This is a genomic window from Mesorhizobium ventifaucium, assembly GCF_935822925.1.
In the GTDB taxonomy this organism is placed as follows: Bacteria; Pseudomonadota; Alphaproteobacteria; order Rhizobiales; family Rhizobiaceae; genus Mesorhizobium; species Mesorhizobium ventifaucium.
Map to the genome: position 1 here is coordinate 99,796 of NZ_CAKXZS010000024.1, position 26,568 is coordinate 126,363.

Genomic DNA, 26,568 nt, shown 5'->3' on the forward strand with positions numbered 1-26,568 from the left:
GGTAGCCCCCCAAGTGGGGGAGATGTCCGGCAGGACAGAGGGGGGCGCGAAGGATCGCCACCGATCAGCCTTTATTCCGAGTCCTCACTCCGCCAGCGTCTTCAAGAACGCCACCAGCGCCGCGCGCTCGCGGTCCGAAAGCTGCAGCGGGTGGACCTCGGATACACCCTCGACGCTTGCCAGCGCCTTCGAATAATGCGCCACCACCTCCTCGAGCGAGGAAAACTGCCCGGCATGCATGTAGGGCGGACGGGTGGCGGCGCCGCGCAGCGACGGCGTCTTGTAGGCGCGGGCGAGTTCCGGCCCGGCCTTGACCATGAAGCGCAGCTCGCCGCAGGCGCCGGCGTCGCCATCGCGAAACGCGCCGAAACAGTTGAACGGATCGGCCTCGACCTGCGCCACCGCGTCTATGCGGCCGCGATCCGCAGGCAGATTTGCCACCGGCGGCACGCCGGTGTTGTGAAAACCGCTGTCGGTGAAACGCGGCCCGGTATGGCACGTCACGCAATTGGCCTTGCCGATGAACAGTTTTAGCCCGAGGATCTCCTCGGGCGAAAAGGCATCGTCGCCTTGCGGCAGCTGTATACCGGTAGCCAGCGCAGCGGCGAACCGGTCGAAGCGCGTCTGCGGTGGCGCGATCGATCGCTCGAAGGCGGCGATCGCCTTGCCGATATTGGCGAAGACGCGGTTGACGTCCTCGGCTTGCGCATCGGACATGGCATTCCAGGCAGCCTTCTCGGCATCGCTGCCGAGCGGACTGGCATTGGCCGGCACATTTGTAAGGTCGGGCAGCGGCCCGAAGATGCGCTCGTAGCGCTCGCCGAATCGCGCCTTGATATAATGCGCGTAGGCGGTGCGGTTACCGGCCTGCTCCAGCGGATTTTCCAGCGGCGCCAGCGCCTGCGCCCAGAGACTGTCGCGTCGCCCGTCCCAGAAGAACCATGCGTCATGCGCAACGCCGGCCAGCGGCATGGTGCGCCGGTTGGTGCGGCCGACACCGACCGCTCGCGGCAGGTCGTCCTGGAACTGCCGGTCGATCTTGTGGCAGGTCGAGCAGGAAACCTTGCCGTCGCCGCTCATCCCGACGTCGAAAAACAGCGTCGCGCCGAGCGCGGCGGCGGCCGGCACGTCGCCGAAGCGGTTGGTGGTGTCGGCTTTCAGCGGTGGCAGCGCTGACAGTGCCAGCGAGGCGATGGTCTTCTTTTCGGCATCGGAAAACTCAGGCTTGCCGCAGCCGGCAAGCACAGCCATCGCCAGCAGCGCGAAAAGTCGCGAAAAGCGGTTCAACTTGCTCCAGCGCTCAGAGCAACACATTGAACACCACCGTGTCTGATCCGGCCGCCGCGGAAATGGCGAAATGCAGCTGCCACAATCCGCTCATTGTGAATTTTACTCCGCCGATGCGATAGCGGCCATCGCCCAGATAATCGGTTGCCTGCGGGCTGGTCGGCAGTCCGTGCCTGTGCTGCGGCATGCCGCCGGAAATCGTGATCGCAGCGCCCTCCACCGGGGTGCCGGCATTTGTCCTCAGGGTCAGCAGCCAGGATTGCAGTTCGCCCTGCCTGACAACGCCCCGCTCCGGCTCGAAACTGGTTACAAACAGGCCGTTCGCCGTCTTTTTCGAACGAGCAATCTCGGAGCCGGCAGGCCGAGGCGATTGCGGCGCGGTCAGATAGACGGCGGCGAGAATGCCGGCCAGCAAGGCAGCCAGGCCAAGACCTGCCAGAACATAACGCCATAACGATGCCAAACCGTTTCCACTTCCGGAGATAACGTCTCGCTGGGCAGATCGCATCCTCCGCGCAGCTGAGAAAAAAACCTCCATGGCCAAACATGGCGCTGCCGCTCGCAAAAAGCTACAGCACCGGGTCTTGGTTTTTGTGCATGTCGTTATCCCAAAACCGCTGCGCAAGGTTTTGGGCGAGATGCAGCAGGAGAGAGATTCATGACAGGAAAAGGCGTCGCCTCGATCGGTGAATGCATGCTCGAACTTTCAGGCCAGGCCGGGCCGAACTGGCACATGGGTTTTGCTGGCGACACGTTCAATACGCTGTGGGCACTGCATGCGCTGAGCGGCAACCGGCCCGCGACCTACGTGTCGGCCTTCGGCGACGACCCGTTCTCGCGCGACCAGATTGCTTTCTTCGCGCAAAACGGTATCGGCATCGGCGCCAGCCCGATCATAGCAGGCGCACGGCCCGGTCTCTATGCGATCACACTGACCGGCGCCGAACGCTCTTTCACCTACTGGCGCGGCGATGCGGCCGCAAGGCAGCTTGCCTCCAACGCGGCCGCTTTGGCGAAAAGCCTTGAAAATCAGGCGCTTGTTTACTTTTCCGGAATCACTTTGGCAATTCTGGACGACGCCTCGCGCAAGACACTTTTGGCGGCGGTGGCCAAGGCGCGCGCCGCCGGCTCGCTTGTCGCCTTCGATCCCAATTATCGGCCGCGGCTGTGGCGCCGGCGCGAGGAAGCACAGACCGCGATCCTCGATGCGCTGGCAGTCACTGACATCGCGCTGCCGACCTTTCCCGACGAGCAGATGCTGTTCGGCGACTCAGCGCCGCAAAAAACCGCGGAACGGCTGGGAAAGCTGGTCGGCGAAGTCGTCCTCAAGAACGGCGAGGAGCCGGCGCTGATCGCCGCAAACGGAACCCTGCAACCCGTTCCGGCCGTGCATGTCGCCGCCCCGGTCGACACCACCGGCGCCGGCGATTCCTTCAATGGCGCCTATCTCGCCGCCCGGCTTGCCGGCCATGCCCCGACCGATGCGGTGCTGCGCGCGCATCGCGTCGCCGCGGCCGTCGTTCAGGTGCGCGGCGCGCTGGCGCCATTCGAGACGTTAAGGGCCGCGTTCGAGGATTAGAACCGCCAACCGCCGACAACCTTGCAGCCCAAGGCGGTCGCTATCCGCGCTTTTTGATGACGCCGTAGAGGACGTTGCGGTTCTCGCCAAAGAACACCTGCGCCTCGACGGTGTTTCGGTCGACGCTGGCATTGATGATGTTCCACATATCGGCCTCCGACCGCAGCAGCAACACCCAGTCCATGAACGTCTCCCAATACCCGGCGTCAGGATTGCCCTCCGCATAGTTCGCGAACAGGAACGTCCCGTTCGGCTTCAACATCTGCAGGCAGGTTTTCGTGAGCTTCACGGCGACGTTGTGCGCAAGGTAGTCGTAAAGGCCGGAGGCATAGATGAAGTCGAACTTGCCAAGCTTGTGGCCCCTCGTGAGCATGGTTCGCACCGAGCCGTCGATGGCCTCTACCGCAGTGCCCTGAAAGTCGCGCGTGATCAATCCAACGCTCTGAGGATCCTGATCGAGCGCAACCCAGCGCTTGAGACGGCCCTCCCGCAAGGCGGCCGACCGATTGGCCTCCCTTAAATGGCCGGCCGCAATCGCCAAAACCTCGGCTTGCGGTCCATTCCTGGTCGCGATCTCATCGACATATCGCGTTAAAAGATCGCGTCGTTCTCGTGCCGCGATGGACGACGGCACATCCTTGGTATGGCTATAGAGCGCCTTGCCGGTTTCCGAGGCGTTTGCCACGCTGTCGGCCACGTTCGGATCGCAATAGATGTAGTCGAGCAACTGGGCGTCGCCGGAATAACCTCTGGGCTTGTTATGGGACCACCGCGTGAGCGGATCCTCAAGAAAGTACTCCAGGACCGGGTGGTTCTGCACTAACGGTATCAATGCCTGCCAGACGTCGGGATGAACCTTGGAACGCGTCGCGCTGAGGTACGACGTCACACGACGAATGATCTCGGCGGGGTCCTTTCGTTGCTCGATTTGCTGGTGTGTGGTGTGGAGAATGAGCGCAAGCTCGACGCGAGCGGTTTCGAACGCTTCGCTATGAGGCTCGAGCTTTTTTCGAGGGAGACTGGCGGTGATCATCTCGGCAGTAATCAAACTTTTGCCATCGAGGATGGTTGCCACCACAGAACTCCATAATCACATTTAACTAGATATCGTTACATATTGCGTAAAATTTTATCTTTGCCAAGCCGCATCTCCGGCATTTTAGCGGTGTCGTTAATTTCCCGCCAACCATGCTAGGTCTTTGGACGCTTCGCGGTGCGGAATCCGGATACGAGTTAACGAAAACCTATTTGCGCGACTGCATATTGTTTGCGAGGCGCCGCAATCGCTGTCGCGCCCGAGGAGTCGGCCGGCGTTGGGGGCAGAAGCTAGAAATGAGTTCGGAATACAAAGCCCCGTTCAAATGGGGTTTAGCGTGACGAACGAATGCGCGTCATCCGCATTGGCCGATATGGTCCATGCGGAACCGCTTGAGCTGCGGTACGAGCCGCGGTCCGACGAGCTCCGCAGCCTCTACTGGGAGGAAGGCCAAGCGAAGCGAAGGATGGACGCCAGGCCGGGGCTTTGGATCGCCGTCGCCATCTATCTGCTGTTTTCGGCAACGGATCTGCTGCTGATTCCGGATGTGGCAATCTATACGATCACGGCGCGCTTCGCGGTCGGAGTGACTGCACTCTTGATCCTGGAAGCACAACTTCGCCGGGGGGTCGGAACGGAATGGATTGACGTGACTTGCGCCGCGGCCATCATCTTTGGCTATGTTGGTTGGTTGTGCCCGGCGGTTATGGGTGCGGACAAGGAAAGCGTCTCTTATTATATGGTCTTCGGTACTATCTTCATGATGGGCGCCAATCTTTTCTTCACATTCAGGTTTAATCTATCCATTGTAACTTCTGCTATAATCTTGTGTATATTATACACCGTGAACTATTTCGTACCTTCTACGCTAACATACAAAATAGTATTAGGAATTTTTTACATTTCGTGTTTCATATTCACGTCGTATGTAAACTGGAGGTTGAACGAGGAACGTTACAACGTCTTCCTGAACGCCTTGGAAGCTAAAATCCAGCACAAGGAGGCCACCGAGCGCGGACAGGCGCTGTTGAATCTGTCGAGAACCGATCCGCTTACGGGTCTGGAGAATCGGCGGGCGATTGACGAGAAGCTGCGCGACTACTGGATTGACTGGCAAAGGTCTGGCAGCGGTTTTGTGGCGATCCTCATCGACGTGGACTTCTTCAAAAGGTTCAATGACTATTACGGACATCAAGAAGGCGACCGCTGCCTGATTCTTGTCGCCAATGCCCTTGCCGATATGATTAAGCAGCACAATGGCTCAATCGGCCGCTACGGCGGTGAGGAATTCATTGTCCTGGCTCGCATGGAGAAAAGAGAACAGGTCGCGGATATTGCCGAAGCCATTCGAAGCACGGTGGAGAACCTCGCGCTTCCCCACGAGCAGCGCAGAGACGGTATCTCGGTTGTGACGGTGAGCGTTGGCGCTGCACTCACCAGGGCGCAGATTGGCGCCAAGCTGGAAAAAATCATCCACGAGGCCGATCGCGCCCTCTATCTGGCAAAAGCAGGCGGTCGAAATTGTACCTGGCTGTTCGATCCAAACGATCCCCAGAGCAGCGACGAGAGCGAGAATATTGCTGCTTTGCTGAAGATTGCGATTGGCCAGGATCTCGTTTCACTCGTCTATCAGCCTATCCAGAATGTCGCGTCGGGCCGAGTTGAAGCCGTCGAGGCTCTGATGCGCCTCAAAATGCTGGACGGTACATCGGTTCCGCCGAGCCTGTTCATTCCCGTCGCGGAACGAACTGGCGCGGTCCTGGCGCTCGGGCGCTGGGCAATAAGGACAGTGTGCACTGAGCTTCTGGCGGACGATCACATCGGTGTCGTCAGCGTCAACGTCTCTCCAATTCAGCTCAAGACGCCCGGCTTCGCGGCTTCTGTTGCCACCATTTTGAGCGAGACCGGCGTACCCGGCAGCAGGCTGGCCTTCGAAATCACCGAAGGGCTGGAGATGGAGATGCACTCCGGCATCCTTCGCTGCATCAGCGACCTGAAGCTGCTGGGGGTCAGGGTATGGCTTGATGACTTCGGGACCGGCTTCGCGGGCCTCTCATGGCTTCGTCTCATCGATTTCGATACGGTGAAGATCGACCGCTCGTTCCTGCATGACTGCGGCACTCCAAGGGGCAAGGCAATGCTGCAGGACATTATTGCCCTGGTGCGAAATCGCGGCCATAAAATCCTGGTCGAGGGGGTGGAAACCGACGAGCAGTTGGCCCTTATCCGCGAATTCGACATCGATAAAATCCAGGGCTTTCACGTCGGCCGACCTGCTCCCGCCGCCAGTTTCCGCACCAAACCGGCCACCTACAAACGCACATTGTCGATCGTTAAGTCGGCATGAATAGCGGCGGAGCGACCTGAGCCCTGCAAGCGATCGTCGCCGCTTCCCTCAGCAATGTCCAACCAGATCCATGCGGTGCCGCCAGCGAAGCGACCGCTAAGGTCACGCTCATAGGAGCGACTACCGCCCGTTGATCGCCTTACGCATCCCCGCCGACTCCGGCGCCATGAAGTTAGGCGAACGCGATGATCCGCTGGTCGCCCGGATAGGCAGCACGTTCGGCGGCGGCCACCGAACCCGACTATAACAGTCGGAGCACGATCATCCCATAGCTCGCCTGCAACCATTGCGAATATGGACACAGTGCATAGGTAGGACTACTGTCCATCTAATGAGCAAGCTCGTTCGCATCCTCGCTGTCGTGTTCCTAGCGGCCTTCGCCGCGGGCACAGCGGCGCACGCGGCGGCTTCGACCGACATGTTCCTGAAGATGTCCATGTCGGGCATGGACGGGGACATGCCCGACTGCCAGGACTGTCCCGGCGATGACGGCCAGACGTCGGCATGCGACCAGTTCTGCGTTACCTCGCTTGTCGCGATCTGCACGCCTGCGGCGGCCGAGCTACCGCATTTCGCGGGCATCGTATCTTTGCCTCCCGGAGCACCGTCCGACGGCCGCACCGGTCCGCCTGAGCCCTATCCTCCCCGAACCACCTTCCTGAGCTGACACGGCCGCGGCATCCGCTCGCGACCGACCCGTCGACGCGCCCGGCTACGTCCGCGCGTCACAAGAGCCTATTCCGGGATGGTTGATCCAATGCTCTATCCACGTGTGCCGGCGCTGACGCGTCGAACCTTCCTCGCATCGGCCGCCGCGGTTTCGGCGGGCGTGGTGCTTCCACCGCAATCCGACGCCGCCGCAGGCCTTCGCGAGTTCCGGATCCGCGCCGGACCGGGACGCGCCCAGATCGCGCCAGAGCCGCATGGCGATACCCCCATCTGGTGCTATGACGGCAGCCTGCCCGGTCCGGAAATTCGCATCCGCCTGGGAGAACGCCTGCGGGTCGCGGTCGAGAACAAACTCGACGAAGAGACGACCGTGCACTGGCACGGTTTGCGAGTCCCTAACGCGATGGACGGCGTGCCGCACCTCACGCAGGCGCCGATCGCGCCCGGCGAGACCTTTGCCTACGAGTTCGATGCCGTCGACGCAGGCACCTTCTGGTACCATCCGCACCATCGCAGTTTCGAGCAGGTCGGCAGAGGCCTCTACGGCCCGCTGATCGTGGAGGAAGCCGATCCCGTCCGGGTCGACCGCGAAGTCACATGGGTGCTGTCCGACTGGCGGCTGACCAAAACCGCCGAGATGCGGGAAGACTTCGGCAACCGCCATGACATGATGCACAACGGCCGGGTCGGAAACACGGTCACGATCAATGGCCGCGTGCGAGATGTCTTTCAGGTGCGAAAGGGAGAACGCATCCGGCTGCGGCTGATCAACGCCGCGAACGCCCGCATTTTCGGCCTCGACTTCGGGAACCATCAGCCTGCCGTCATTGCGCTGGACGGGCAGCCAGTGGAGCCGCATGCGCCGGAAGGCGGGCTGGTCGTGCTGGGGCCCGCGATGCGCGCGGACCTCATCCTCGACATGACGGCTGACGCCGGAAGCCGGGTTTCCGTGATCGACCGCTTCTACGAGGGCCTCGAATACCGCCTGGTCGACCTAGCCTATTCCGATAATCCGCTCAGGCAGGCGGCTCCGGACTGGCCTGTCGCTCTCCCGCCCAACCCGCTGCCGGAGCCGGACCCTGCATCGGCCGTCCGGCACGAGGTCACCTTCAACGGCGGCATGATGGGAGCCATGGTCATGCAGGAGATGGGCGGCAGCATGGGCAACAGAGGCGAGGGATCCTCCGGCGCGATGGGCGGCAGCATGGGCAACTTGGGGGGCACGATGAACATGATGCATTCCGGCGGCATCTGGTTCATCAACGGAGTCGCGGCGGAAGGCCACGTCATGGACCCGATGCTGACGCTTGCGCAGGACAAGAGCCATGTCATCGCGATGACTAACGCGACGGCCTGGCATCATCCGATCCACCTGCACGGCCATTCCTTCCGGGTGATCTCCCGGAACGGCAAATCGACGCGCCACCGCGAGTGGCAGGACACGGTACTCATGTCGCCACGCGAGCGGGTGGAGATCGCATTCGTTGCCGACAATCCGGGCGACTGGATGCTCCATTGCCACATACTCGAACACCAGGCTGCCGGCATGATGGGCGTCTTCCGCGTCGCCTGACCAATCCCTCGAAAGGAGAACCGAAAATGCGTACTATCCTGAATGCCGTCGCCCTCGCTTCCTTCGTCTGGGCTGCCGTCCCGGCGCTCGCGGGCGAGAAGGACGTCACCCTCTACAAGAACCCGCAGTGCGGCTGCTGCGAAGGCTATGCCGAGTACCTGCGGGAGAACGGCTTCACCGTCACCAGCAAGGCCACCCACGACCTCGCCGAGATGAGCCGCGAGGCAGGCATTGCGGACGAGTTCCAGGGCTGCCACCTGTCGTTCGTGGATGGCTACGTCGTCAGCGGCCACGTCCCCGTCGGCACGGTCAAGAAGCTGCTCACGGAGCGGCCCGACGTCAAGGGCGTGACGCTGCCCGGCATGCCAATGGGCTCGCCGGGAATGAGCGGCACCAAGGAAGGTCCGTTCGAGATGCTGGAGATCACCAAGTCTGGCAGCGTGGGCGGCGTATACGCGCGGGAATAGGCTGCAACGATACGAGGAAAGGAACCGACAACGATGGACGGCGGAATGATGGAAGGCACGGGCGGCATGATGCTGGGCATGCGTGTGAGGCTCCTGCTCGTCGTTGCGCTCGTTCTCGCGGTCGCGACCTTGGTGAAGTACCTGTTCTTCAGCGGCCGCAAATGAGCAGGCAGGCTGTTATCCTCGGCCTCGCGGCGCTCTTGGGAGTTGCCGCTCTCGCCTTGATCTGGTCATTCCGAGCAAGCGAGGCCGCGGCAATCGCGCGGGGACGGCAGCTCTATTCCGCGAACTGCGCCTCCTGCCACGGGGCCAGCCTCGAAGGCCAGCCTGACTGGAAGAGAACGCTGCCGTCGGGACGCATGCCCGCCCCGCCGCACGAAGCGTCCGGGCACACCTGGCACCACCCGGACGGGGTGCTGTTCCGGATCACCAAAGAGGGTCCAGCCGCAGTGGTGGGCAACGGGTACGCTAGCGACATGCCAGGATTCGAGGACATTTTGAACGACGAGGAAATCCGCGCCGTTCTCGCCTTCATCAAGAGCACATGGCCAGAGCGGGAGCGCGCTTACCAGTCGGAGATGAGCCGCCGCGAGCAGGAGAAGATGCAGTGAAGACGATCCTATCGGCGCTGGTACTTGCCGTCCTTGTGGCCGTGGGCAACGCGCACGCGCAGGAACCAACAGTGATGCCGCTGCACGAGGAGCCGCAGCCCTTGCCCGAGCTCATCTTCGCCGACGAGGCGGGAGAGCCGCAATCTCTCGAAGATTGGCGCGGCAAGATGGTGCTGCTCAACGTGTGGGCGACGTGGTGTGCGCCCTGCCGGGCCGAAATGCCCACGCTCGACCGCCTTCAGGAGCGGCTCGGCGGCGAAGGCTTCGATGTCGTCGCCCTTTCGGTGGACCGAGCGGGAGCCGGCGCAGTCCGGAAGTTCTTCGACGAGATCGGGGTCAAACTCCCCGTCTTCATCGACCAGGACGGGACTGCGATCCGCGCGTTGGGACTGTTCGGCCTGCCAGCCACGCTTCTGGTCGGCCCGGACGGCAACGAGCTTGCGCGGCTCGCCGGACCCGCCGAATGGGACACCCCCGAGATGGTTTCCTTCTTCGAAGGGATCATCGTACGAGAACTCGGCCAAACCGGAGAACGGAGATGAACAGAAGAACACTTCTCGCCGCGATGGCCCTCACGCCCGTCCTCGCGCTTCCCGCATACGCCCATCATCCGGGCGCCGATCTCGACAGGCTGATGGGCAGCGAGGAGAAGTATTTCCAGGCGATCGACGCTCCCGCAGCGCCGGGATTCGATCTCGCCGACGACGATGGCAATCCGGTCCGCCTCTCGGATTTCGCGGACAAGGTCGTTGTGCTCAATTTCGTGTTCGCGAGCTGCACCGACGTCTGCCCGCTGCACTCCGACCTGATCGTCCGCGTCCAGGCCATGGTCAACGAAACTCCCATGAAGGACCTGGTGCAGTTCCTGACGGTGACGACAGACCCTAAGTCAGACACGCGCGAAGTCATGAAGGGATATGGCGAAGCGCACGGGCTGGACCCGCGCAACTGGACCTTCCTGACCACAAGCGAAGGGCAGGCGGAGGACGCGACGCGCAAGCTGTCCGAGGAATACAATGTCCGATTCGATCCGCTCGAAGGCGGCCAGCAGATGCACGGCGTGGTGACGCACGTGATCGACCGCGGCGGGCGCTTCGCGGCCAAGTTCCACGGCCTCAGGTTCGATCCGCTGAACCTGGTCATGTACGTCAATGGGCTGACGAACAGCGTGAATCGGCCGTGACCAATTGACTTGATCCAGCACTACTGCCGGACACCCTCCGTGGGTGATCCTCGACAGGCCGGACTCGCGAAATTAGCAATAAAGCGTACAATCCTAAGTCGTCCGTACCGAATAGAGGCATTGCGGACGCTTGGGAGCTGGCAGTGCTTCCGCCCTAGAGGCAGGAGGGCTGAGATGGCGAAAGCCCAGGCAGGCGCCCAGGTATCGGTTTTTGACTGCGATATCCTGCGCAGCGCCTTCATAAAAACCGCGATCGAAGAGAATATCCCTGAAGACAAATGACGGTCGGTTGCCGCGCTTTTGATCAGCGACTTTACCGGGAGCGATGACGTCGATCCTGACTTGCTGGAATGGATCGTGCGCAAGTAGCAAACGCGCGGTCAAAGGCTTCCTCTGACTGGTCCGTTTCCAGTTCGCGGGCGGCCTCACGGAACCTTATCGATTTGCGGCTTACGCTCTTCCTGTTCGACCATATTTTGGCTCCGTAAAGCGCGCGTTCCTAATCACCACTTGGTTCTTTCCGACCACTTCATAGACGATAGTGATCGTGGGCTGTTTGATCGACTTTGCGCCTTCGTAAGTGAATGCTCGGATCTTTCCATCTTCGGTCGCCCGCGCCGTTGGTTTCTCCGATCCATCTTTTGCCACCTGATGCCGCTTCGCTCCGCCCTTTTCAGGCTTCGCTCCGATTGCGAAACAATCCGATTGGTGCTAATGCAAATCATTCGCATTTGCATTTTGTGGTGGCGATTATGTCCGAAGTCAGCGCTTGGTTCCGCAAAAAGATCAGCAGGCGTGGGCTGCTGTGGGGCGGCCTGGCGGCGGCCGGAGGCTCGGCGATAGCGGGAACGGCGGCTGGCCAATCGGTCCATTCCGGCCATGCGACCACGTCGGCCGCGGGCGCTGAACCGCCTCAAGCGCATTTGGCCGCCCACGGATCGATGATCACCGTCGGAGACGTGGACAACGAGCGCAACGGCTTCGATCCTTCCCGGATGGTGACGGACTGGGAAACGGGCTCGGTGTCGACGCTTCCCGACGGACGTATCCTTCGGACTTTCGAGATCGAGGCGGTCGACAAGGAAATCGAAATCGCGCCGGGGATCATGTTCCCGGCCTGGACCTACAACGGGCGGGTGCCCGGGCCTGCGCTCAGGGCGACCGAAGGCGAGCACCTGCGGATGGTCTTCCGCAACTCCGGCTCGCATCCCCACTCCATGCACTTCCACGGCATCCATGCCGCAAGGGTGGACGGCGTCCCCGGTGCAGGCTTGATCGATCCGGGAGAAGAATTCGTCTACGAGTTCGATGCCAGGCCCTTCGGCTGCCATCTCTATCACTGCCATGCGCTGCCCCTGAAGCGGCATATCCACAAAGGCATGTACGGCCTTTTCGTGATCGACCCGGATCCGGCCCGCCATCCGGAGCTTGCCGATGTCGCCCGTTCCCGCCTGCTCGGCACGCCCGAGAACGCCGAATGGCAGGAATTCGCCATGGTGATGAACGGCTTCGACACCAACTTCGACAACGGGAACGAAGTCTATGCGGTGAATACCGTCGCGCACGCGTACATGAAGCGGCCGATCAGGATCGTCCGCAACCGCCCAGTCCGCATCTATCTGGCCAATGTCGTCGAGTTCGATCCCATCAACTCGTTCCACTTGCACGCCAACTTCTTCGACTATTTCGAACAGGGGACGACGCTCACGCCGACCTTGAGGACGGTCGACTTGATCACTCAGGTGCAGGCGCAGCGCGGAATCCTCGAGTTTACCTACAAGGATCACGAGACCGGTCTCTACATGTTCCACCCGCATCAGTCGGAGTTCACCGAACTCGGCTGGACGGGCATGTTCGACGTGGTGGAGGCGGTCGCATGAACGAGGTCTCGCACATCGCCGCCGCCGACCCGACCGCTCCCGTCGGCTCCGGAAAATCGCGCGCCGCTTTGCTGTGGCTGATCCTGCCGCTGGCCGCCCTCGGCCTGGCGATCACCTGGCTGCTGGTCTCTGACCCGCTCAGAAACTTCGGGAACGGCGCTCCGCCTGTGGAGAGCCTGACCTTCGAGCGGACGATCCTTTCGTCCGACGGCATCCGCGTCCTCGTCCGCGCCGGCGGCTCGGAGCCGATGACGATCGCCCAGGTCCAGGTTGACGACGCATACTGGCAGTTCACGCAGGAACCCGCAGGACCGCTCGCCCGCGGCGCTACGGCATGGATCCACCTGCCCTTCCCCTGGGTGCTGGGCGAGGCGCATGCCATCAACATCGTCACCAAAACCGGAGCGACGTTCGGGCACGAGATCGCAGTCGCCGTGCCTACCCCGACGCGGGATGCAAGGAGCCTCGCCTCCCAGGCGCTGCTAGGCGTGTTTGTCGGCCTTGTACCAGTCGCCATCGGAATGATGTTTTTTCCAGCGCTGCGCGGAGTCGGCCGCAACGGCATGAATTTCCTGCTCGCCCTGACTGTCGGCCTGCTGGCGTTCCTATTAGTCGACGCCACGGCTGAGGCTTTCGAACTGGCGGCCGAGTCCGCCGCAATATTCCAGGGACAGGCCATGGTCGTCCTCGCAGCCGCTGCGAGCTTCCTCCTGCTGATGGCGGCCGGCCGCCGGGACGGAGTGCCGACCGGACTTGCGCTCGCCACCTTCATCGCGCTTGGAATCGGCCTGCACAATCTTGGCGAGGGGCTGGCCATCGGCGCTGCGTTCGCGGCAGGCGCGGCCGGATTGGGCACTTTCCTGGTGTTGGGCTTCATGCTGCACAACATCACCGAAGGCATCGGCATTTCCGCGCCGATGCTAAAGAAGCGCCCGCCTCTGTGGGCCTTCGTCGGCTTGGCGCTTCTGGCGGGCGGTCCCGCCGTCATCGGACTTTGGATCGGAAGCCTGGCCTATGCGCCGCAGTGGTCGGCGCTGGCTCTCGCGGTCGGAGCGGGAGCCATTCTGCAGGTCATCGTCGAGGTCACTGCGTACCTGATGAGGTCGGACGGGAGAGGCCCTGCGGCGCTTACAGCGCCAGCCACGATGGCGGGATTGGCCGCAGGCGTTTCGTTCATGTATGTGACCGCTATGCTCGTCAAAGTCTGATCTGCCGCGGCGGCTACCCGCCGCACCCACAGTGAGACAACGCCGGATCTGGTCATTGTGCCTATCCTATCACTGGCGGCCCCAACTGAGGAGCCGCATTGCGTTCGCTGTCACCAGCACCGTCGCGCCCGTGTCGGCCAGGATGGCGGGCCAGAGGCCAGTGACGCCGATCACCGTCGTCACAAGAAAAACCGCCTTCAGCCCGAGCGCGACCGCAATGTTCTGCTTGATGTTCGCCATCACAGCCCGCGAGAGGGTGACCATATTGGCGATGTCCATGACGCGGCCATGCAGGATTGCTGCATCCGCGGTTTCGAGCGCCACGTCCGTACCGCCGCCCATGGCGATGCCTATGTCGGCCGCCGCGAGCGCCGGAGCGTCGTTGATGCCGTCGCCGACCTTCGCGACCTTGAGGCCTTCCTTCTGCAAGTCGGTGACGATCCGCTGCTTGTCCTGCGGCAGCAGCCCGGCCCGCGCCTTGACTCCGAGGCCTGAGGCGATCGCTTCCGCAGTCTTCGGGTTGTCCCCGGTCAGCATGACCGTCCGGATGCCGATCTCCCTGAGGGCGGCCAGCCCGGCCTTTGCGTCTTCCCGCGGCTCGTCCCGCATGGCGATCAGCCCAGCCACCGCTTCGCCCGCCAGCAGCACGGAGACGGTCTTCCCCTGTCCGTTCAGGTCCTCGATCCGGGAGACCTGTTCCGGGGAAAGGGACGCGCGCCCGGCCGCAGCCTTGGCGGAGGCAAGGAACAGCGTCACGCCGCCGACATTGCCTTCCACACCCTTGCCAGAGACAGCTTTCGCGCCGAACGCCGGAGGGATCGGCGCCTTGTCCGCCTTCGCCTTCCCGAGGATAGCGACGGCGAGCGGATGGCTCGATCCCTGTTCCAGGGCGGCAGCCATGGACAGCACCTCGCGCTCGGTCCGCCCGTAGGCGACCACGTCCGTGACAACGGGCTTGCCTTCGGTCAGCGTGCCCGTCTTGTCGAACGCGACAGCCGTGATCCTGCCGAAGCCCTCGAGGACCGCTCCGCCCTTCATCAGCATGCCGCGTCGCGCACCCGCGGACAGGCCTGCGGCCACCGCCGCCGGAGTGGAAATGACCAGCGCACACGGGCAGCCAATCAGCAGGATTGCAAGCCCCTTGTAGATCCACTCGTCCCACGGCTCGCCGAAGACCAGCGGGGGCAGAATGGCCACGAGCGCACCGACGACGAGGACGCCGGGCGTGTAGTAGCGGGAGAAGCGGTCGATGAACCTCTCGGTCGGGGCCTTGCTCTCCTGCGCCTCCTCGACCAGCCTGACGACCCGGGCGATGGTGTTGTCCTCGGCCGCCGCCGTCACGCGGACCTTCAGCACGCCGTCCGTGTTGATCGTTCCGGCGAAAACCGCGTCGTTCTCTGTCTTCCGCTTGGGCGTGCTCTCCCCCGTGACGGGGGACTCGTCGATCTCGCTCGACCCCTCGACGATCTCCCCGTCCGCCGGAATCCTGTCGCCGGGCCGGACGATGATGACGTCGCCGACAGCCAGCGTGGCCGCCGGGACCTCCGTGGTCCCACCATTCCTTTCCACGAGCGCTGTCTTCGGGACGAGGTCGGCAAGGCCCTGGATGCTCGCCCGGGCGCGGCTCGCCGCCACGCCTTCGAGCAGTTCGCCGACGAGGAAGAGCAGCACCACCATCGCCGCCTCTTCGGTCGCGCCGATCAACACGGCTCCGACGGCCGCGATCGACATCAGCGCCTCGATGGAGAACGGCGTGCCGGCGAAGGCGGCGGAGAGTGCGCGCCGCGCGATGGGAACGAGGCCGACGAGCAAGGCGGCGAGGAACGGCCAGTGCCCCGCGTCCGGATAGACGAGCCCGATCCCGTACGCCACCACGAGGGCCGCGCCCGAGGCAATGGTCAGCTTCGCCCGCCTAGAGCGCCACCAGGGCTGCCCGGCCGGGATTTGGCCGTCGAGCCGGCGGTCCCCATCCCCGTTTTCAACCTCGCGGTCTCCGCTGTCCCAAGGCGCGGCACCGTAGCCGAGCCGGGAGACCTGCCGCGCGACGGCATCGCTGCCGAGGGATTCTGCGTGTGTGACTGTCACGCTGCCGTTGGTCACGGACACGGACACGTCTTCCACGCCCTCCATCCGCCTGACGGCTGTGTCGATCTTGGACGCGCAGGAGGCGCAGTCCATACCGCTCACACGGTAGCGGGTGGTCTGTGTCAATGTTTCGGCCATGGTGCGTTCTTACGATCTCAAGCAGCTAGAGGTTCAAGCTAAATCTTCCTAGTCAAAGCCAGCGCCGCACCCGGGCTCTGTAGGCCACGTATTCGTCGCCGAACTTCCGCTCCAGGTAGCGCTCCTCCCGCAGGATGACGCCGCGGTGGATCACGAGGATGGCTGCGGGAAGGAGCGCCATTGCGAGGGGACTGCCGACGGCAAGGGCGACAGCGGCGTAGACGAGGGCCATACCGACATACATCGGGTTGCGAGTCACCCGGTTACACTTCGCCCGTCACTATAGCGCTCGTCGGCTGCCATGGCTCCGGCCTGGTGCCCGCCTTTCGGAAGAGCCCGAGCGCGCTTGCCAGGAAGACGACGCCGGCTCGGCCCAGCAGGACTGCCAGCACCTTCGCCGGGAGTGCAGGCGGAAGCGGCCATCCGCTGGCGTACCTGTCGGCAAGCACGCCCGCGGCCCAGGAGCCTGCAAACACCAGGGGCGGAGGAGCGATCACTCCGGGATGGTCATGGGTTTCGCCGGAAGTCGCAGTCATGATCTCACCTGTTGCCATTCTCTGCCAGACAATCTAATTGCTCTAGTGACTAGAGGTTCAAGAGGGAAAATGACGGATGTATTCGATTGGAGACCTGTCGCGGCGGACGGGAGTGAAAGCTCCTACCATCCGCTACTACGAGCAGATGGGGCTGCTGGAAGCGCCGCAGCGCTCAGAGGGCAATCAGCGGCGCTTCGCGAAGGCCGAGCTAGAGCGATTGGCATTCATTCGTCACGCCCGCGACCTTGGCCTAACGATCAACTCGATCCGGCAGCTCATCGATCTCAGCGGACATGCCGACAGGCCGTGCGCCGATGCAGACAGGATCGCCAAAGAGCAGCTCGCCTCCGTCCGGGACCGAATTGCAAAGCTGCAGAAGTTGGAGGAGGAGCTCGAACGTATCGCTACCTGCTGCACGGGCGAAACCATCGGGGACTGCTATGTCATCCGCGCCCTGTCCAACCACTCCCTTTGCGGGCACGAGCACTGAAGGTCAGAGGGCGCATCTCATTCGCTTTGTGTAATTTGTTGTGCAGGCAGCGGGCCCGTCCGACCGAATGACCGCTCTCAAATCTGTTACCGGTCATTCGTTCAGCTAGGCTTGCTGTCGGCTTTGGGTCCATCAGCGATAATTGCGCGAATGTCGGCTATTGGGTAGCAAGGTGGGTTGAAAAAGTCGGCTTGGGTCCAACGTGCGTCGCCCCGGCTACCCGGCGTCAAACGACCGACAACCTTGCCGTTTGAATTGAATCCGATCAGCGAGCACAGAGCGCCGGTTCCGGATGTTCGCGACCGCTCCTCGTAGCGGAGCTTCGCGCCACGCTCGATCGGGGCCCTCTCAGACCGACCGTCGCCGCCCGTCGGACCCACCGGACCAGGCTCATTGCTTCGTGTTCGCCTCCCGGAACGCCGCCTCTCCGGCCTCCGACACCTCGGCCCACTTCTTGTCGGCCGCTGGATCCGCGGCGTAGCTGTCATGCCAGTTCCACCATTTGTAGGCCGGGGTCTGGGGATAGCCCTCGGGCGAGTCCTCCCAGGCCTCCTGCCGGCCCAGCGGCGTGATGTCGAGATAGTTCCAGGTGCCGCCCATCTGCTCGTCGCCGCGGTTGTTGATGAAGTAGGTGCGGAACACGCGGTCGCCGTCGCGGATGAACACGTTGTGGCCATGCCACTCGTCGACGCCGAAGTCGGCGTCGAAGCTGTCGGTGAGGGTGAACCACGGTATCTCCCAGCCCATCCGCGCCTTCAGCCGCGCGATATCCGCCTGAGGCGCACGCGAGACGAAAACGAGAGTGGTGTCACGGGCGTTCAAGTGGGCGACGTGGGCGACCTGGTCGGCCACCATGGAGCAGCCGCGACAGGCATGGTCGGGCCAGCCGAACACTCCCGGCTCGAAGAAGGCGCGGTAGACGATCATCTGACGCCGACCGTCGAACAGGTCGAGCAGGCTCACCTTTCCGTCAGGGCCCTCGAACGCATAGTTCTTCTCCACGGCCATCCACGGCATCCGCCGCCGCTCGGCGGCCAGCGCGTCACGGGCGCGGGTCTGGGCCTTTTCCTTCACGAGCAGCTGCTCGTGGGCCGCTTCCCACTCCTGCGGCGACACCACCGGCGGTGTGTGCATGGCAGTCTGTCCGCTTTTGCGTCCGCTCTCGGCTGCTGAAGTCATGGCTTCCTCCTGATCTGGGCGCGCGCCTCGTCGCTGAAGCACGGCTCGTTCGCTGCTCATCGCTCGTTCTTGGGCCTGAAATAGTCTGGCATCGGAAAACGACCAGTGGGAGTAACAAGTGTGGCGCTATTCCGATGGAGCGCCGATCAAACCCGGCGGGGTGCGCCGGAAGCGGTTGTGTTCCAATCACAATGCTCCCTGCGGGGCGTCTATGATGACACCGCGGGGCCGATTCGTCGGGAGCGACCTGGTGATCCAGCGCTTTGAGCGCCTAGAGGGGACGAGTGCCCCGATGGATTGGCTGCGATCGACGCCGCGTGGGGAGTTGCGCCTTCGAGCGCCAGAACAGGGCCGGCGAGCATCGTAGCCGCCCGTTTGAGCAGGAGAAGGAAATGATTGGAGACATATCCGCATTTGTAAGGCGTCGACTGGGCATCGGCGACGCACTACGCCTATGCACTGGATGCCGACGGAAGAAAACTCGGCCATCGCCCGTTGCCACATAGCGGCGAGGGAGTGGCCGAATTGGCCAACTGGATCAGATCCACGACGGGCCATGAGCCGGACCGTGTCGCCATCGGGATAGAGGTCCCGCATGGGCCTGTCGCCATGAGCCGTCATTGAAGGAAGCCACTAGAACGTCAGCTTCGGGCGCCAGGAGCGACATTGCTTCACCAGAATGAACTCTAACTTGGATTTAGACCAAAACTAGCAAGTCCTCTATGTCATCGGCGTGAAAGGCTGACGCTCAACCCAGTAGCCTCTGACTCACTCCGACCTTCCCGGCGCGGTCGTGCCATTTGCAAACATCGGCCATCCAATTGCGAAGGGGATTTTTAGCGACGCAAATGCGACCTGATCAGATCGTGCGACTTGCTGGACGGAGCAGCCGGAAATTTACAGCTGCCTCCTTCTACAAAACGCGAGAGCGAGCCATGATGGCCCTTCGTATTCTTTCCAAGACAATTCAACCAAGAGAAGCGAAGCGGCCCTATGCGTAGCTGGGTGACAAGGTTTTGGCGGTCGCTTGCTGCCGGCGGCCTGGTCTTGGGCACACTGTTCTTCGTCGCTTCGCTGACGCCGACGCTCATCCCCCGAACTTATCTGACCCAGGGCGTGCTATCCGGGGCATGTTTCGCAGTCGGATACGGTGTCGGCGTCGCGTGGCGCGGGCTATGGACCTATATGGAGCTTCCGGAACCGCGTGAGCGGCTCCTGGTCGCTCTCAAGATCGTCGCCGCGGCCGTTTGCGCCGCCATCGCCATACTGTTTCTGTGGTGGGCGGCAGAATGGCAGAATTCGATCCGTCGACTGATGGACCTCGAACCCGTGACGAGTGCACATCCGTTCGAAATCTGTTTGATTGCGATCGTCACATTCCTGGTGGTCATAGCGCTTGCCCGGCTCTTCAAGGGCATCTCTCGTTTGATTGCGGAGCGGTCCGGCCGTTTCGTCCCGCGCAGGGTTTCGAGGGTAATCGGTTTCGCCGTCGCGATATTGTTGTTCTGGGCGGTCGCAAACGGTGTGCTCGTCCGCTACGCGCTCCGCGTGGCCGACTCGTCCTTCGCTGCGCTCGACGCCCTCATCGAACCGGACCGGCCGCAACCGGAATCTCCGCTCAAGACCGGCAGCCCGGCTTCGCTCGTCGGCTGGGAAGAACTTGGACGGGCGGGGCGAGAATTCATCGCGACGGGACCCACCGCTGCAGAGATAGCCGCGTTCACGCACGCAAATGCACTCGAGCCTATCCGGGTCTATGTCGGGCTTCGCGTGGCGGACACGGCCGAGGATAGGGCGCAAATCGCCCTCGAAGAGCTGAAACGCCTTAGCGCCTTCGAACGCTCCGTACTCGTCGTCGTCACGCCGACCGGCAGCGGCTGGGTCGATCCCGCTGCCATGAATTCAGTCGAGTACCTCCACAGGGGCGACGTGGCGAGCGTCGCACAGCAGTACTCCTATCTGTCGAGTCCGCTGTCGTTGCTGTTCGAGCCGGAATACGGCTCGGAAGCAGCACAGGCTCTGTTTGCCGCGGTCTATGGATACTGGACGACGCTTCCGCGCGAGAGCCGGCCAAAACTCTATCTGCATGGCCTGAGTCTCGGAGCGTTGAACTCCGAGAAGTCGGCAGAGCTTTTCGAGATACTGGGTGACCCTATCCAGGGGGCGCTGTGGAGCGGTCCACCGTTCGAAGCCAGGATGTGGCGCAGCGTGACGGAGCATCGCAACCCCGGCTCACCGGCCTGGCTGCCGCAATTCCGGGACGGTTCCTTCATCCGTTTCGTGAACCAGGACGGCGGACCCGATCCGACCGACGCACCCTGGGGTCCGCTGCGCATCGTGTACCTCCAATATGCGAGCGATGCGATCACGTTTTTCGATTATCGCGATTTCTATCGCCGTCCTGCCTGGATGGATGCGCCACGCGGTCCGGACGTCTCGCCGGAGCTGCGTTGGTACCCCGTCGTGACGATGCTCCAGCTGGCCCTCGACATGGCAGTCGCCACTGGTACGCCGATGGGCTACGGACATGTCTTTGCGCCCGAACACTACGTCAACGCGTGGCTCGCCGTGACCGATCCGCAGGGTTGGTCGGCCGACCAGATAGCGCAGCTGAAGCAACATCTCGCGGCTCGCGCGAGGCCATGTGACGGCTGCCTGTGACGGCGCTGGCTGTCCATGACATGGGCAGCGCGAGCGGAAGCCAACGAGGCACGCCGGAACCGCGGGCCGCGGCGACAGGCACCACGCCCTCGTCACGTCTGATGCGGCGCAGGTCGACGACACGGCCATCGCGCTCCCTCAACGCGATTTCAAAGTAACCGCCGGCGCGGCTGACCCGATAGACGAAAAAAGCGCCCGCGGCAGTCCACGCGGCGGGCGTCCCGAAAACCACGGTTGCGCAGCGGCCTCCCGCCTTGTGCGGGCAGGCTGTCGAGCGTGCCGGAGCCGATCACCGCTGCGCGGTGCATCAGCGCGGGATCGAGGTCGGTTCGGCGGCGAGCTTCATGTAGGTCGGGCCGAGCGCATCGAGCGCGATGGCCGAGGCCCGGCGCCGCAAACGGCGGGGGTGCCGAAGAACGGCATGGGGATGGCGTTCTGTATCGAGGGCGTGCCCGGGAGCGCCGACATGGTGAAGGTGGATGTACCGAGCGCAATGGCGGCGGGCATCAGCCGGCGCGGATCGTGCGAGGATGTCTTGCCGAGGTCGTCGGCGTAAGCGGCAAGGAAGGCGTTGGCCGATTTCCGCCCTTCGTCGCGCAGCATCGTGAGGAACGCCCATTCGGCGTTGAGCTTGGAAGAATAGCCGAAATCGACCATCATGTCGCTCGCCATGCGGAATGCGCATGCCCGCCCATTGCCCGCCTTCGCTGTTTCCGGCGTCCGCCACCTGCCGCAGCAGGGCGATCATGCGCAACTCCTCCGTGCCTGTCCTTTGGTTCGTCATAGGGGAGTGATCGCCGGCGGCTTCCAGGAGCCATCAAGGATCGAGACTGGCCCCTCCTTAGGCATGTACAGGCGCAGCATAACACTGAATTTCCCTTTGGGAGCGGGTAGCCAATTCGGCTCCTTGTCCTTGCCGGGCGAATCCGCTTGGAGATAAATATCCGCTGAGCCGTCCGCGTTCGCCTTGAGATTGTCGCGCTGGCTAATCGTGTAGCGGTTGAGCGCATTGGGAACGAAGAAACGACCTTCGTCATACATTGTCAGCGACCAGAACCCGCTGGCCGCGACCGGCGGCAACTGGCCCTTCTCGAAACGAAGGACATATTTGTTGCTCCCGTCATAGTCTTTGCCATCGGGACCTTTCTCCGAGGTCGGGTACACCGCATCAGCAGGCAGATTCCAGCCCGGCCCGAGCATGTTGCACAAGGCGCGCAATACATAGTCCGTGCCCAGTTGGCCACGGCTGGGCCGAAGTAGATCCAGCCGTTGATCGTGGCCTGGCTCTCCTTCTTGAACCGCTCAAGCATTCTCTGCAGCGCAAGTTTTGGGACAGCATCGACCGCGGCCTTATCGAATGCGCTGAGCTTGCTCCGGTCGAAGTCTCGCCCAGGAGTAAATCCGATGGTGGCCATTCGCGCGATCATCGGCTCGTCCTGCGGCAAAGGCGGGTTTGTCTTCATCAACTCTGCAAGATAGCTGAAATAATCATTGACGCTCAGAGCGTTCACCTGATTCACCGGCGGGGTTTTCATATCGATATTGGGGTCTACGCTGACCGGAGGGGGCATGTAGGGTTTGCCATATTGGCTCAGCGGAACCAGCGAGACCTTGTCCTGCAACGCGTGGACCTCCGCGTAATCCTCCGGCGTGCCGGTGCAATAAATACGCCCCAATAGCCAGACGATGCCGGTCGGCGATTTGTATTCGGTGACGCCCGCAGGTAGGTCGCCGGACCATCCCGGACCCGTGATGGCGTAGGTCTCTGGCTTTTGGCCCGTGGTCCTCGTCCCTGGAGATTGGAAGACATCCGTCCAGCCGCTCAGCATCGGCATCTGGAAATACCGATCACCCATGTCTGGCGTCGTCAGAACCATCGGCTCCTTCGAGACGTCGAGCCAGGCATCCGTGTAGAGCGTATCGGCGTTGGGGGCGGGAACGGAACGGTCATCAACGGCCGGGTAGCTGCGCATGCGGCGCAACTGGCCCATTGGCGCGCGCGTCGCGCCGGCGGTCGCGACGTTGGTGAGCTGCCTGCGGGTCATGTCCATGATCGCGAGCGGATAGCCGAAGATGTAGGCATCGATAGCGGCGCTTAGAACCGACTTCTGATTGGCAGTATCGGCTCGTGTGACAGAAGCTATTGACCCTCCAGCCAACAGACTCAAGCCACCTAAAGTGATATCTCGTCGGGAAATCTTCATTGCGGCAGCTCCCATCTTGAGACCGTTGGAAATCATCGGAAAGAATAACAAGTCCCTCTAACCGCAACAAGCAACTTGAAAGCCCTATGTAACCAAGCACGTAACATCTAAAATGCGGTAGTGAAGTTTCGCCTAGGACAAAAACGCCGCTGCGCAGCAGCAACCGCTAACCGAAGAAGCGCTTCTCTGCGTCGGTGGCTCGTGAGCCGGGGAGGTCTTACGGCACGGCCGCGAAGAACAAGAACACTGCGAAGATCACCAGATGTACGATGCCCTGAAGCACTGTCGTCCGGCCGGTACCCAACGTGATCACACTGACGATCAACGTCAGTACCAGCAGGGTTTGGTCTTTGTCGTCCAAACCAAGGGCAAGGGGCTGGCCAATCACAATTGAAACGAGCGCTACGGCGGGTATGGTCAGGCCGATTGCAGCGAGAATCGAACCTAACGACAAGTTAAGACTGGTCTGCAGCCGGTTGGCTTGAGCCGCCCTGAGCGCTGCCAGACATTCTGGAAGCAGCACCACGGCCGCGATGACTATCCCTACGACTGCCTTTGGTACTCCGAGCCAGGCGATTCCTGCCTCCACCGTCGGCGTCAGAGATTTCGCAAGCCCAACCACCGCCACCAGTGCGGCGAACAGCAATCCCAAGCTGACGCCCGCCGTTCTGTTCGAAGGCGGTGGCAGATGCCCTTCTTCGCCGGCGTCGAGCGGAAGGAAATAGTCGCGGTGCCGCACGGTCTGGACGAAGACGAACGAGATATAGAGGACCAGTGAGACAATCCCCGCGAAGATGAGTTGCGGGGTGCTGAACATCGGACCGACCGACGTCGCGACGACGTTTGGCACGACCATTGTCAGCGTCGTGAGCGCGGCAAGCACGGCCAAGGCAGCGCTCGCGCCCTGAAGTTGGAATCCCTGTTCGTGATGACGCACGCCTCCCCAGAGAAGGCACAGACCGATGATGCCGTTCATTACGATCATGACTGCGGCGAACACGGTATCGCGTGCTAGCCCTGCCTTTTCAGCCGGAGCTGAAATCATCACCGAGACGATCAGCGCTACCTCGATGATTGTGACGGCGAGGGCCAGGACAAGTGTGCCAAAGGGTTCGCCCGTGCGGTGCGCGACGACTTCGGCATGGTATACGGCCGCAAAGACAGTGGCGATCAAGGCTATTCCTGCGGCCGCGGCAATAAGGCCGCCGACACCTGCAAAGAACGTCGTCAGCAGGATCACCCACGCCACCACTGGCCACACCCATGCCCACCATGGCGTTTGTTCTGTTGTCACGCCGGTACGAGCCCTTATGTTACCGGTACACTGGGAGCCATGCCTCTACGGCAGACACTTGCTTGCGTTGCCTGGCCGAGCCGCATCGTTCCGTCAATCGATGTACACGACGACATAACGGCTGCCGTATGGCTGGTAGTAGGAAGCGCCGCAGCGCCAGACCACCACGCCGTTGACCGATGTCCGCACGCAACCTGCCGGCAGTGTGCTGACATAAATGGCTGAACGGCGAATGACCCGGCGCGTCGTGCGCCGCGCCACGCCGGCGACGCTGCCGGGTGTAGCCGGACGGCCGATGACAGCGTGTGCGTCGCCGACAAGGCTCAGGAAAGGCACGGCCGAACTCATGCCATCGGCGAAAATCATGGCGAGCGCGGCAAAGGCGATCCCGGCCCACCTCGAGCGATGCCTGGTCATTGCACTCCCTCCGCGAAAAACTCGCCGATCTCGTCGGCGCTCATCTCTTCAAGCTTTCTTGCGCCTTCCGGCGCAGTGAATGTGAACTGTGCCTGATCGATCTGCGGCGCGACGTTCCAGTCACTGAGCCGCAGCGAATATTGCGGCGCGCCGGTGACCCATTTGGTGGTGATCACATATTTTAGCGGCAGCGGCTGATCGCCTTTCTGAATCCAGATCTGCCAATCGACTCTCGGGTTGCGGAAGGCCAACTGGTCGCACTCGACTCCGTCCACGAAACCAGTCCCCACATGGACCCCTTTGATAACGTCCTCGGCGAGCACCGCGTATGGATCGGCGGCAAAGAGGTCGGCTCCAGAAGCGTCGAATCCGGTCGCAGCCCGGACCTCCTCGACAGCCTCGTCGATTGTCGGGCCGGGGCTTTCGAGCTGACCGTAAACATTAGCCTTCTTGCCGTAGATCGAGACCGTTTTGCCGTCGAACGTCAGCACGGCATCGACGAAAGTTCCCTTGCGGGAGACGTGGAGCTTGCCAGGGCGTTCGACCGCGATGGATCCGGAGGCGCTGTATTGCAGCTTCTGTCCTTCAATATCGACGACTTCGGTGTCGGCGTCATAATTGACCGTGAAGGTCTTCAGTCCGGCGACGTAGTCCGCCATTGCGTGAAGAATCTTGTCCGCCTCAGGCTCGATCTGCTGGGCGATTGCCGGGGTGGTGGCTATGCCGAAAGCAATGATACAAGCCCCGCCAAGCGTCCAAAAGCGCGCGGAGTAGCAAATCCCTACCGTCCTCTCTTTCATCCTCCCTACGTTCGTCAAAAGCGGATGACGGTGCCAAGGATGGGACCGTGCTGGATGACGTCGTAGACGAAGCCGTCATCCTCATAGTCGACGCCGAGCGCCCGATAGCCGGCGACGAACGAAAATCGCTCGTTCCATTGGTACCCGACACCGCCAAGCACATCCCAGGTTATGTCGGAGCCCGCGCCGAAGCCTCCAATGATACCCCATCCCGTGAGATACCACGATGCGTTGATGTCGTAGCGGCCCTTCAGGCCGATCACGGGGTCAACCCAGGTGCTGCCGTCGCTGCCGCTGAAGGCGGCGAGTGGGGGGCCGCCGGCAGCCAAGCTGAGTTCGATGTCGTTGTCGACGCTCCAGATGCGGGCGCCGGCCATCAGATCCAGAGTCGCCGTCGGCTGGGCAATAGCCCGGTATTCGCCCATGAAAGTCGCGGTCAGGCTGCTGGTTTCGACACTTCCCGCGAGCGTGAGAGGGATGCCTCCGACCGTTCGAGTGACCGACTCGTCATCCTCGATCTTCACATAGATTATGTCTGCGACGAGTCCCCATGTGCCATTGGTTGCCTCGGCCACGACCATGCCTCCGAAGCGTAGATTGTCGAAAATATCGCCGAAGCTCATGTCGATGTCGACCGGCTCACGTCCGAAAAGACCGACGTCGCCTTGCAGCCCCGCGCCCCAGAAGTACGGCGCCACGCTGAAGGTCCACTCGCTCGTGGGCAGAGGAGCTTCGGGCGGCGCCTCGACTGCAACATCAGCCGCTTGCGCGCATGTTATGCCGAGCAGCGTTGCGGCAAGCGCGGAAATAAGTGTTTCACGGATGTTCATCAAAGTCCCTCTCCTTCAAATGGCTCGACGCGCTGACCGACCGGGTCCCGACATCACCCTCGGAAGCCACCAACATGCGCAGTTTTATGGTTCC

General features: G+C 62.4%; 25 protein-coding genes and 3 pseudogenes. 14 read left to right on the forward strand and 14 right to left on the reverse strand.

All coding sequences use genetic code 11. From position 1 onward, the window contains the following. Positions 1–84: 84 nt before the first annotated feature. Together NMG70_RS21220 and NMG70_RS21225 are read right to left on the reverse strand one after the other, a co-directional pair. Positions 85–1,251 (reverse strand): cytochrome-c peroxidase, encoded by a 1,167-nt coding sequence (locus NMG70_RS21220; RefSeq protein ID WP_254026543.1) that lies wholly within the window; start codon positions 1,249–1,251, stop codon positions 85–87. 49 nt (positions 1,252–1,300) lie between these two features. After that, positions 1,301–1,750: a FixH family protein gene (locus tag NMG70_RS21225; protein ID WP_254026342.1), complete on the reverse strand. Its 450-nt coding sequence runs from the start codon at positions 1,748–1,750 to the stop codon at positions 1,301–1,303. 195 nt (positions 1,751–1,945) lie between these two features. Here NMG70_RS21225 and NMG70_RS21230 point away from each other — a divergent pair, with 195 nt between their 5' ends. Next, positions 1,946–2,866 (forward strand): sugar kinase, encoded by a 921-nt coding sequence (locus tag NMG70_RS21230; protein ID WP_254026343.1) that lies wholly within the window; start codon positions 1,946–1,948, stop codon positions 2,864–2,866. 40 nt (positions 2,867–2,906) lie between these two features. Here the strand turns inward: NMG70_RS21230 and NMG70_RS21235 are convergent, their stop codons facing one another. Beyond that, on the reverse strand, positions 2,907–3,941 hold the full coding sequence (locus NMG70_RS21235) for a class I SAM-dependent methyltransferase (protein WP_254026344.1): 1,035 nt from the start codon (positions 3,939–3,941) through the stop codon (positions 2,907–2,909). Positions 3,942–4,227: 286 nt separating this feature from the next. On the opposite strand from NMG70_RS21235, the gene NMG70_RS21240 reads away from it, so the two are divergent. The 10 genes from NMG70_RS21240 to NMG70_RS21280 all read left to right on the forward strand — a co-directional run bounded on the left by NMG70_RS21240 (position 4,228) and on the right by NMG70_RS21280 (position 13,840). Next, complete coding sequence (locus tag NMG70_RS21240; RefSeq protein ID WP_436798441.1) at positions 4,228–6,249, forward strand: putative bifunctional diguanylate cyclase/phosphodiesterase; 2,022 nt, start codon at positions 4,228–4,230, stop codon at positions 6,247–6,249. Between the two features lie 331 nt (positions 6,250–6,580). Next, on the forward strand, positions 6,581–6,916 hold the full coding sequence (locus tag NMG70_RS21245; RefSeq protein WP_254026345.1) for a hypothetical protein: 336 nt from the start codon (positions 6,581–6,583) through the stop codon (positions 6,914–6,916). A 90-nt stretch (positions 6,917–7,006) separates the two neighbouring features. Beyond that, positions 7,007–8,491, forward strand: coding sequence for a multicopper oxidase family protein (locus NMG70_RS21250; protein WP_254026346.1), 1,485 nt, complete (start codon positions 7,007–7,009; stop codon positions 8,489–8,491). 26 nt (positions 8,492–8,517) lie between these two features. Further along, complete coding sequence (locus NMG70_RS21255; protein ID WP_254026347.1) at positions 8,518–8,958, forward strand: DUF411 domain-containing protein; 441 nt, start codon at positions 8,518–8,520, stop codon at positions 8,956–8,958. Between the two features lie 33 nt (positions 8,959–8,991). Beyond that, a complete protein-coding gene (locus tag NMG70_RS32685; protein WP_301555172.1) occupies positions 8,992–9,123 on the forward strand; it encodes a hypothetical protein in 132 nt (43 codons plus the stop codon). Beyond that, positions 9,120–9,569 carry a c-type cytochrome gene (locus tag NMG70_RS21260; protein ID WP_254026348.1) on the forward strand — a complete coding sequence of 150 codons (450 nt, stop codon included), beginning with the start codon at positions 9,120–9,122 and terminating at the stop codon, positions 9,567–9,569. The genes NMG70_RS32685 and NMG70_RS21260 overlap by 4 nt, the downstream gene beginning before the upstream one ends. After that, positions 9,566–10,111: a TlpA family protein disulfide reductase gene (locus tag NMG70_RS21265; protein WP_254026349.1), complete on the forward strand. Its 546-nt coding sequence runs from the start codon at positions 9,566–9,568 to the stop codon at positions 10,109–10,111. The genes NMG70_RS21260 and NMG70_RS21265 overlap by 4 nt, the downstream gene beginning before the upstream one ends. Next, the gene (locus NMG70_RS21270; protein WP_254026350.1) at positions 10,108–10,752 is read left to right on the forward strand and encodes an SCO family protein; all 645 of its coding nucleotides are present in this window, start codon (positions 10,108–10,110) and stop codon (positions 10,750–10,752) included. Before NMG70_RS21265 ends, NMG70_RS21270 begins: the two co-directional genes overlap by 4 nt. Positions 10,753–11,504: 752 nt before the next feature. Next, complete coding sequence (locus tag NMG70_RS21275; protein WP_254026351.1) at positions 11,505–12,632, forward strand: multicopper oxidase domain-containing protein; 1,128 nt, start codon at positions 11,505–11,507, stop codon at positions 12,630–12,632. Continuing rightward, a complete protein-coding gene (locus NMG70_RS21280; protein WP_254026352.1) occupies positions 12,629–13,840 on the forward strand; it encodes a ZIP family metal transporter in 1,212 nt (403 codons plus the stop codon). The genes NMG70_RS21275 and NMG70_RS21280 overlap by 4 nt, the downstream gene beginning before the upstream one ends. A gap of 69 nt (positions 13,841–13,909) precedes the next feature. Here the strand turns inward: NMG70_RS21280 and NMG70_RS21285 are convergent, their stop codons facing one another. From NMG70_RS21285 to NMG70_RS21295, 3 genes are read right to left on the reverse strand one after another with little or no spacing between them, the layout of a single operon-like run. Beyond that, positions 13,910–16,063 (reverse strand): heavy metal translocating P-type ATPase, encoded by a 2,154-nt coding sequence (locus tag NMG70_RS21285; protein WP_254026353.1) that lies wholly within the window; start codon positions 16,061–16,063, stop codon positions 13,910–13,912. Between the two features lie 52 nt (positions 16,064–16,115). Beyond that, positions 16,116–16,307 (reverse strand): methyltransferase family protein, encoded by a 192-nt coding sequence (locus NMG70_RS21290; RefSeq protein WP_254026354.1) that lies wholly within the window; start codon positions 16,305–16,307, stop codon positions 16,116–16,118. Between the two features lie 19 nt (positions 16,308–16,326). Continuing rightward, positions 16,327–16,599, reverse strand: a complete 273-nt coding sequence (locus NMG70_RS21295) for a hypothetical protein (RefSeq protein ID WP_254026355.1) — start codon at positions 16,597–16,599, stop codon at positions 16,327–16,329. Positions 16,600–16,675: 76 nt separating this feature from the next. Between NMG70_RS21295 and NMG70_RS21300 the strand changes: the two genes are divergently transcribed. Then, positions 16,676–17,089: a MerR family transcriptional regulator gene (locus tag NMG70_RS21300; protein WP_254026356.1), complete on the forward strand. Its 414-nt coding sequence runs from the start codon at positions 16,676–16,678 to the stop codon at positions 17,087–17,089. 390 nt (positions 17,090–17,479) lie between these two features. On the opposite strand, the gene NMG70_RS21305 is transcribed toward NMG70_RS21300, so the two are convergent. Beyond that, a complete protein-coding gene (locus tag NMG70_RS21305; protein WP_254026357.1) occupies positions 17,480–18,268 on the reverse strand; it encodes a DUF899 domain-containing protein in 789 nt (262 codons plus the stop codon). A 432-nt stretch (positions 18,269–18,700) separates the two neighbouring features. Here NMG70_RS21305 and NMG70_RS33015 point away from each other — a divergent pair. Beyond that, a pseudogene (locus NMG70_RS33015) lies at positions 18,701–18,892 on the forward strand (IS110 family transposase); the annotation flags it as partial. Positions 18,893–19,261: 369 nt separating this feature from the next. Further along, positions 19,262–20,929 carry an alpha/beta hydrolase gene (locus tag NMG70_RS21310; protein ID WP_254026358.1) on the forward strand — a complete coding sequence of 556 codons (1,668 nt, stop codon included), beginning with the start codon at positions 19,262–19,264 and terminating at the stop codon, positions 20,927–20,929. Positions 20,930–21,448: 519 nt separating this feature from the next. Here the strand turns inward: NMG70_RS21310 and NMG70_RS21320 are convergent. The 7 genes and pseudogenes from NMG70_RS21320 to NMG70_RS21345 form a co-directional block, all read right to left on the reverse strand. Next, a pseudogene (locus NMG70_RS21320) lies at positions 21,449–21,689 on the reverse strand (patatin-like phospholipase family protein); the annotation flags it as partial. Between the two features lie 20 nt (positions 21,690–21,709). Further along, on the reverse strand, positions 21,710–22,129 hold the full coding sequence (locus NMG70_RS33020) for a DUF1214 domain-containing protein (RefSeq protein WP_367185571.1): 420 nt from the start codon (positions 22,127–22,129) through the stop codon (positions 21,710–21,712). Positions 22,130–22,584: 455 nt separating this feature from the next. Further along, positions 22,585–23,169: pseudogene (locus NMG70_RS33025) on the reverse strand (DUF1254 domain-containing protein); the annotation flags it as partial. A 181-nt stretch (positions 23,170–23,350) separates the two neighbouring features. Continuing rightward, a complete protein-coding gene (locus NMG70_RS21330) occupies positions 23,351–24,382 on the reverse strand; it encodes a calcium:cation antiporter (protein ID WP_436798432.1) in 1,032 nt (343 codons plus the stop codon). A 138-nt stretch (positions 24,383–24,520) separates the two neighbouring features. Continuing rightward, positions 24,521–24,793 (reverse strand): hypothetical protein, encoded by a 273-nt coding sequence (locus NMG70_RS21335; RefSeq protein ID WP_254026545.1) that lies wholly within the window; start codon positions 24,791–24,793, stop codon positions 24,521–24,523. A 47-nt stretch (positions 24,794–24,840) separates the two neighbouring features. Then, positions 24,841–25,644: a DUF2092 domain-containing protein gene (locus NMG70_RS21340; RefSeq protein WP_254026360.1), complete on the reverse strand. Its 804-nt coding sequence runs from the start codon at positions 25,642–25,644 to the stop codon at positions 24,841–24,843. A 14-nt stretch (positions 25,645–25,658) separates the two neighbouring features. Next, positions 25,659–26,474, reverse strand: a complete 816-nt coding sequence (locus NMG70_RS21345) for a hypothetical protein (RefSeq protein WP_254026361.1) — start codon at positions 26,472–26,474, stop codon at positions 25,659–25,661. Positions 26,475–26,568: the final 94 nt, after the last annotated feature.

Bases quoted from the DNA above. Each gene is read 5' to 3' on its own strand.
- NMG70_RS21305 (WP_254026357.1), bottom strand. From the start codon at position 18,268: ATGACTTCAGCAGCCGAGAGCGGACGCAAAAGCGGACAGACTGCCATG.
- NMG70_RS21220 (WP_254026543.1), bottom strand. From the start codon at position 1,251: ATGGCTGTGCTTGCCGGCTGCGGCAAGCCTGAGTTTTCCGATGCCGAA.
- NMG70_RS21230 (WP_254026343.1), top strand. From the start codon at position 1,946: ATGACAGGAAAAGGCGTCGCCTCGATCGGTGAATGCATGCTCGAACTT.
- NMG70_RS21290 (WP_254026354.1), bottom strand. From the start codon at position 16,307: ATGTATGTCGGTATGGCCCTCGTCTACGCCGCTGTCGCCCTTGCCGTC.
- NMG70_RS21335 (WP_254026545.1), bottom strand. From the start codon at position 24,793: ATGATTTTCGCCGATGGCATGAGTTCGGCCGTGCCTTTCCTGAGCCTT.
- NMG70_RS21270 (WP_254026350.1), top strand. From the start codon at position 10,108: ATGAACAGAAGAACACTTCTCGCCGCGATGGCCCTCACGCCCGTCCTC.
- NMG70_RS32685 (WP_301555172.1), top strand. From the start codon at position 8,992: ATGGACGGCGGAATGATGGAAGGCACGGGCGGCATGATGCTGGGCATG.
- NMG70_RS21345 (WP_254026361.1), bottom strand. From the start codon at position 26,474: ATGAACATCCGTGAAACACTTATTTCCGCGCTTGCCGCAACGCTGCTC.
- NMG70_RS21240 (WP_436798441.1), top strand. From the start codon at position 4,228: ATGGGGTTTAGCGTGACGAACGAATGCGCGTCATCCGCATTGGCCGAT.
- NMG70_RS21295 (WP_254026355.1), bottom strand. From the start codon at position 16,599: ATGACTGCGACTTCCGGCGAAACCCATGACCATCCCGGAGTGATCGCT.
- NMG70_RS21300 (WP_254026356.1), top strand. From the start codon at position 16,676: ATGTATTCGATTGGAGACCTGTCGCGGCGGACGGGAGTGAAAGCTCCT.
- NMG70_RS21245 (WP_254026345.1), top strand. From the start codon at position 6,581: ATGAGCAAGCTCGTTCGCATCCTCGCTGTCGTGTTCCTAGCGGCCTTC.
- NMG70_RS21310 (WP_254026358.1), top strand. From the start codon at position 19,262: ATGCGTAGCTGGGTGACAAGGTTTTGGCGGTCGCTTGCTGCCGGCGGC.
- NMG70_RS21260 (WP_254026348.1), top strand. From the start codon at position 9,120: ATGAGCAGGCAGGCTGTTATCCTCGGCCTCGCGGCGCTCTTGGGAGTT.
- NMG70_RS21285 (WP_254026353.1), bottom strand. From the start codon at position 16,063: ATGGCCGAAACATTGACACAGACCACCCGCTACCGTGTGAGCGGTATG.
- NMG70_RS33020 (WP_367185571.1), bottom strand. From the start codon at position 22,129: ATGCTCGGGCCGGGCTGGAATCTGCCTGCTGATGCGGTGTACCCGACC.
- NMG70_RS21255 (WP_254026347.1), top strand. From the start codon at position 8,518: ATGCGTACTATCCTGAATGCCGTCGCCCTCGCTTCCTTCGTCTGGGCT.
- NMG70_RS21340 (WP_254026360.1), bottom strand. From the start codon at position 25,644: ATGAAAGAGAGGACGGTAGGGATTTGCTACTCCGCGCGCTTTTGGACG.
- NMG70_RS21275 (WP_254026351.1), top strand. From the start codon at position 11,505: ATGTCCGAAGTCAGCGCTTGGTTCCGCAAAAAGATCAGCAGGCGTGGG.
- NMG70_RS21280 (WP_254026352.1), top strand. From the start codon at position 12,629: ATGAACGAGGTCTCGCACATCGCCGCCGCCGACCCGACCGCTCCCGTC.
- NMG70_RS21250 (WP_254026346.1), top strand. From the start codon at position 7,007: ATGCTCTATCCACGTGTGCCGGCGCTGACGCGTCGAACCTTCCTCGCA.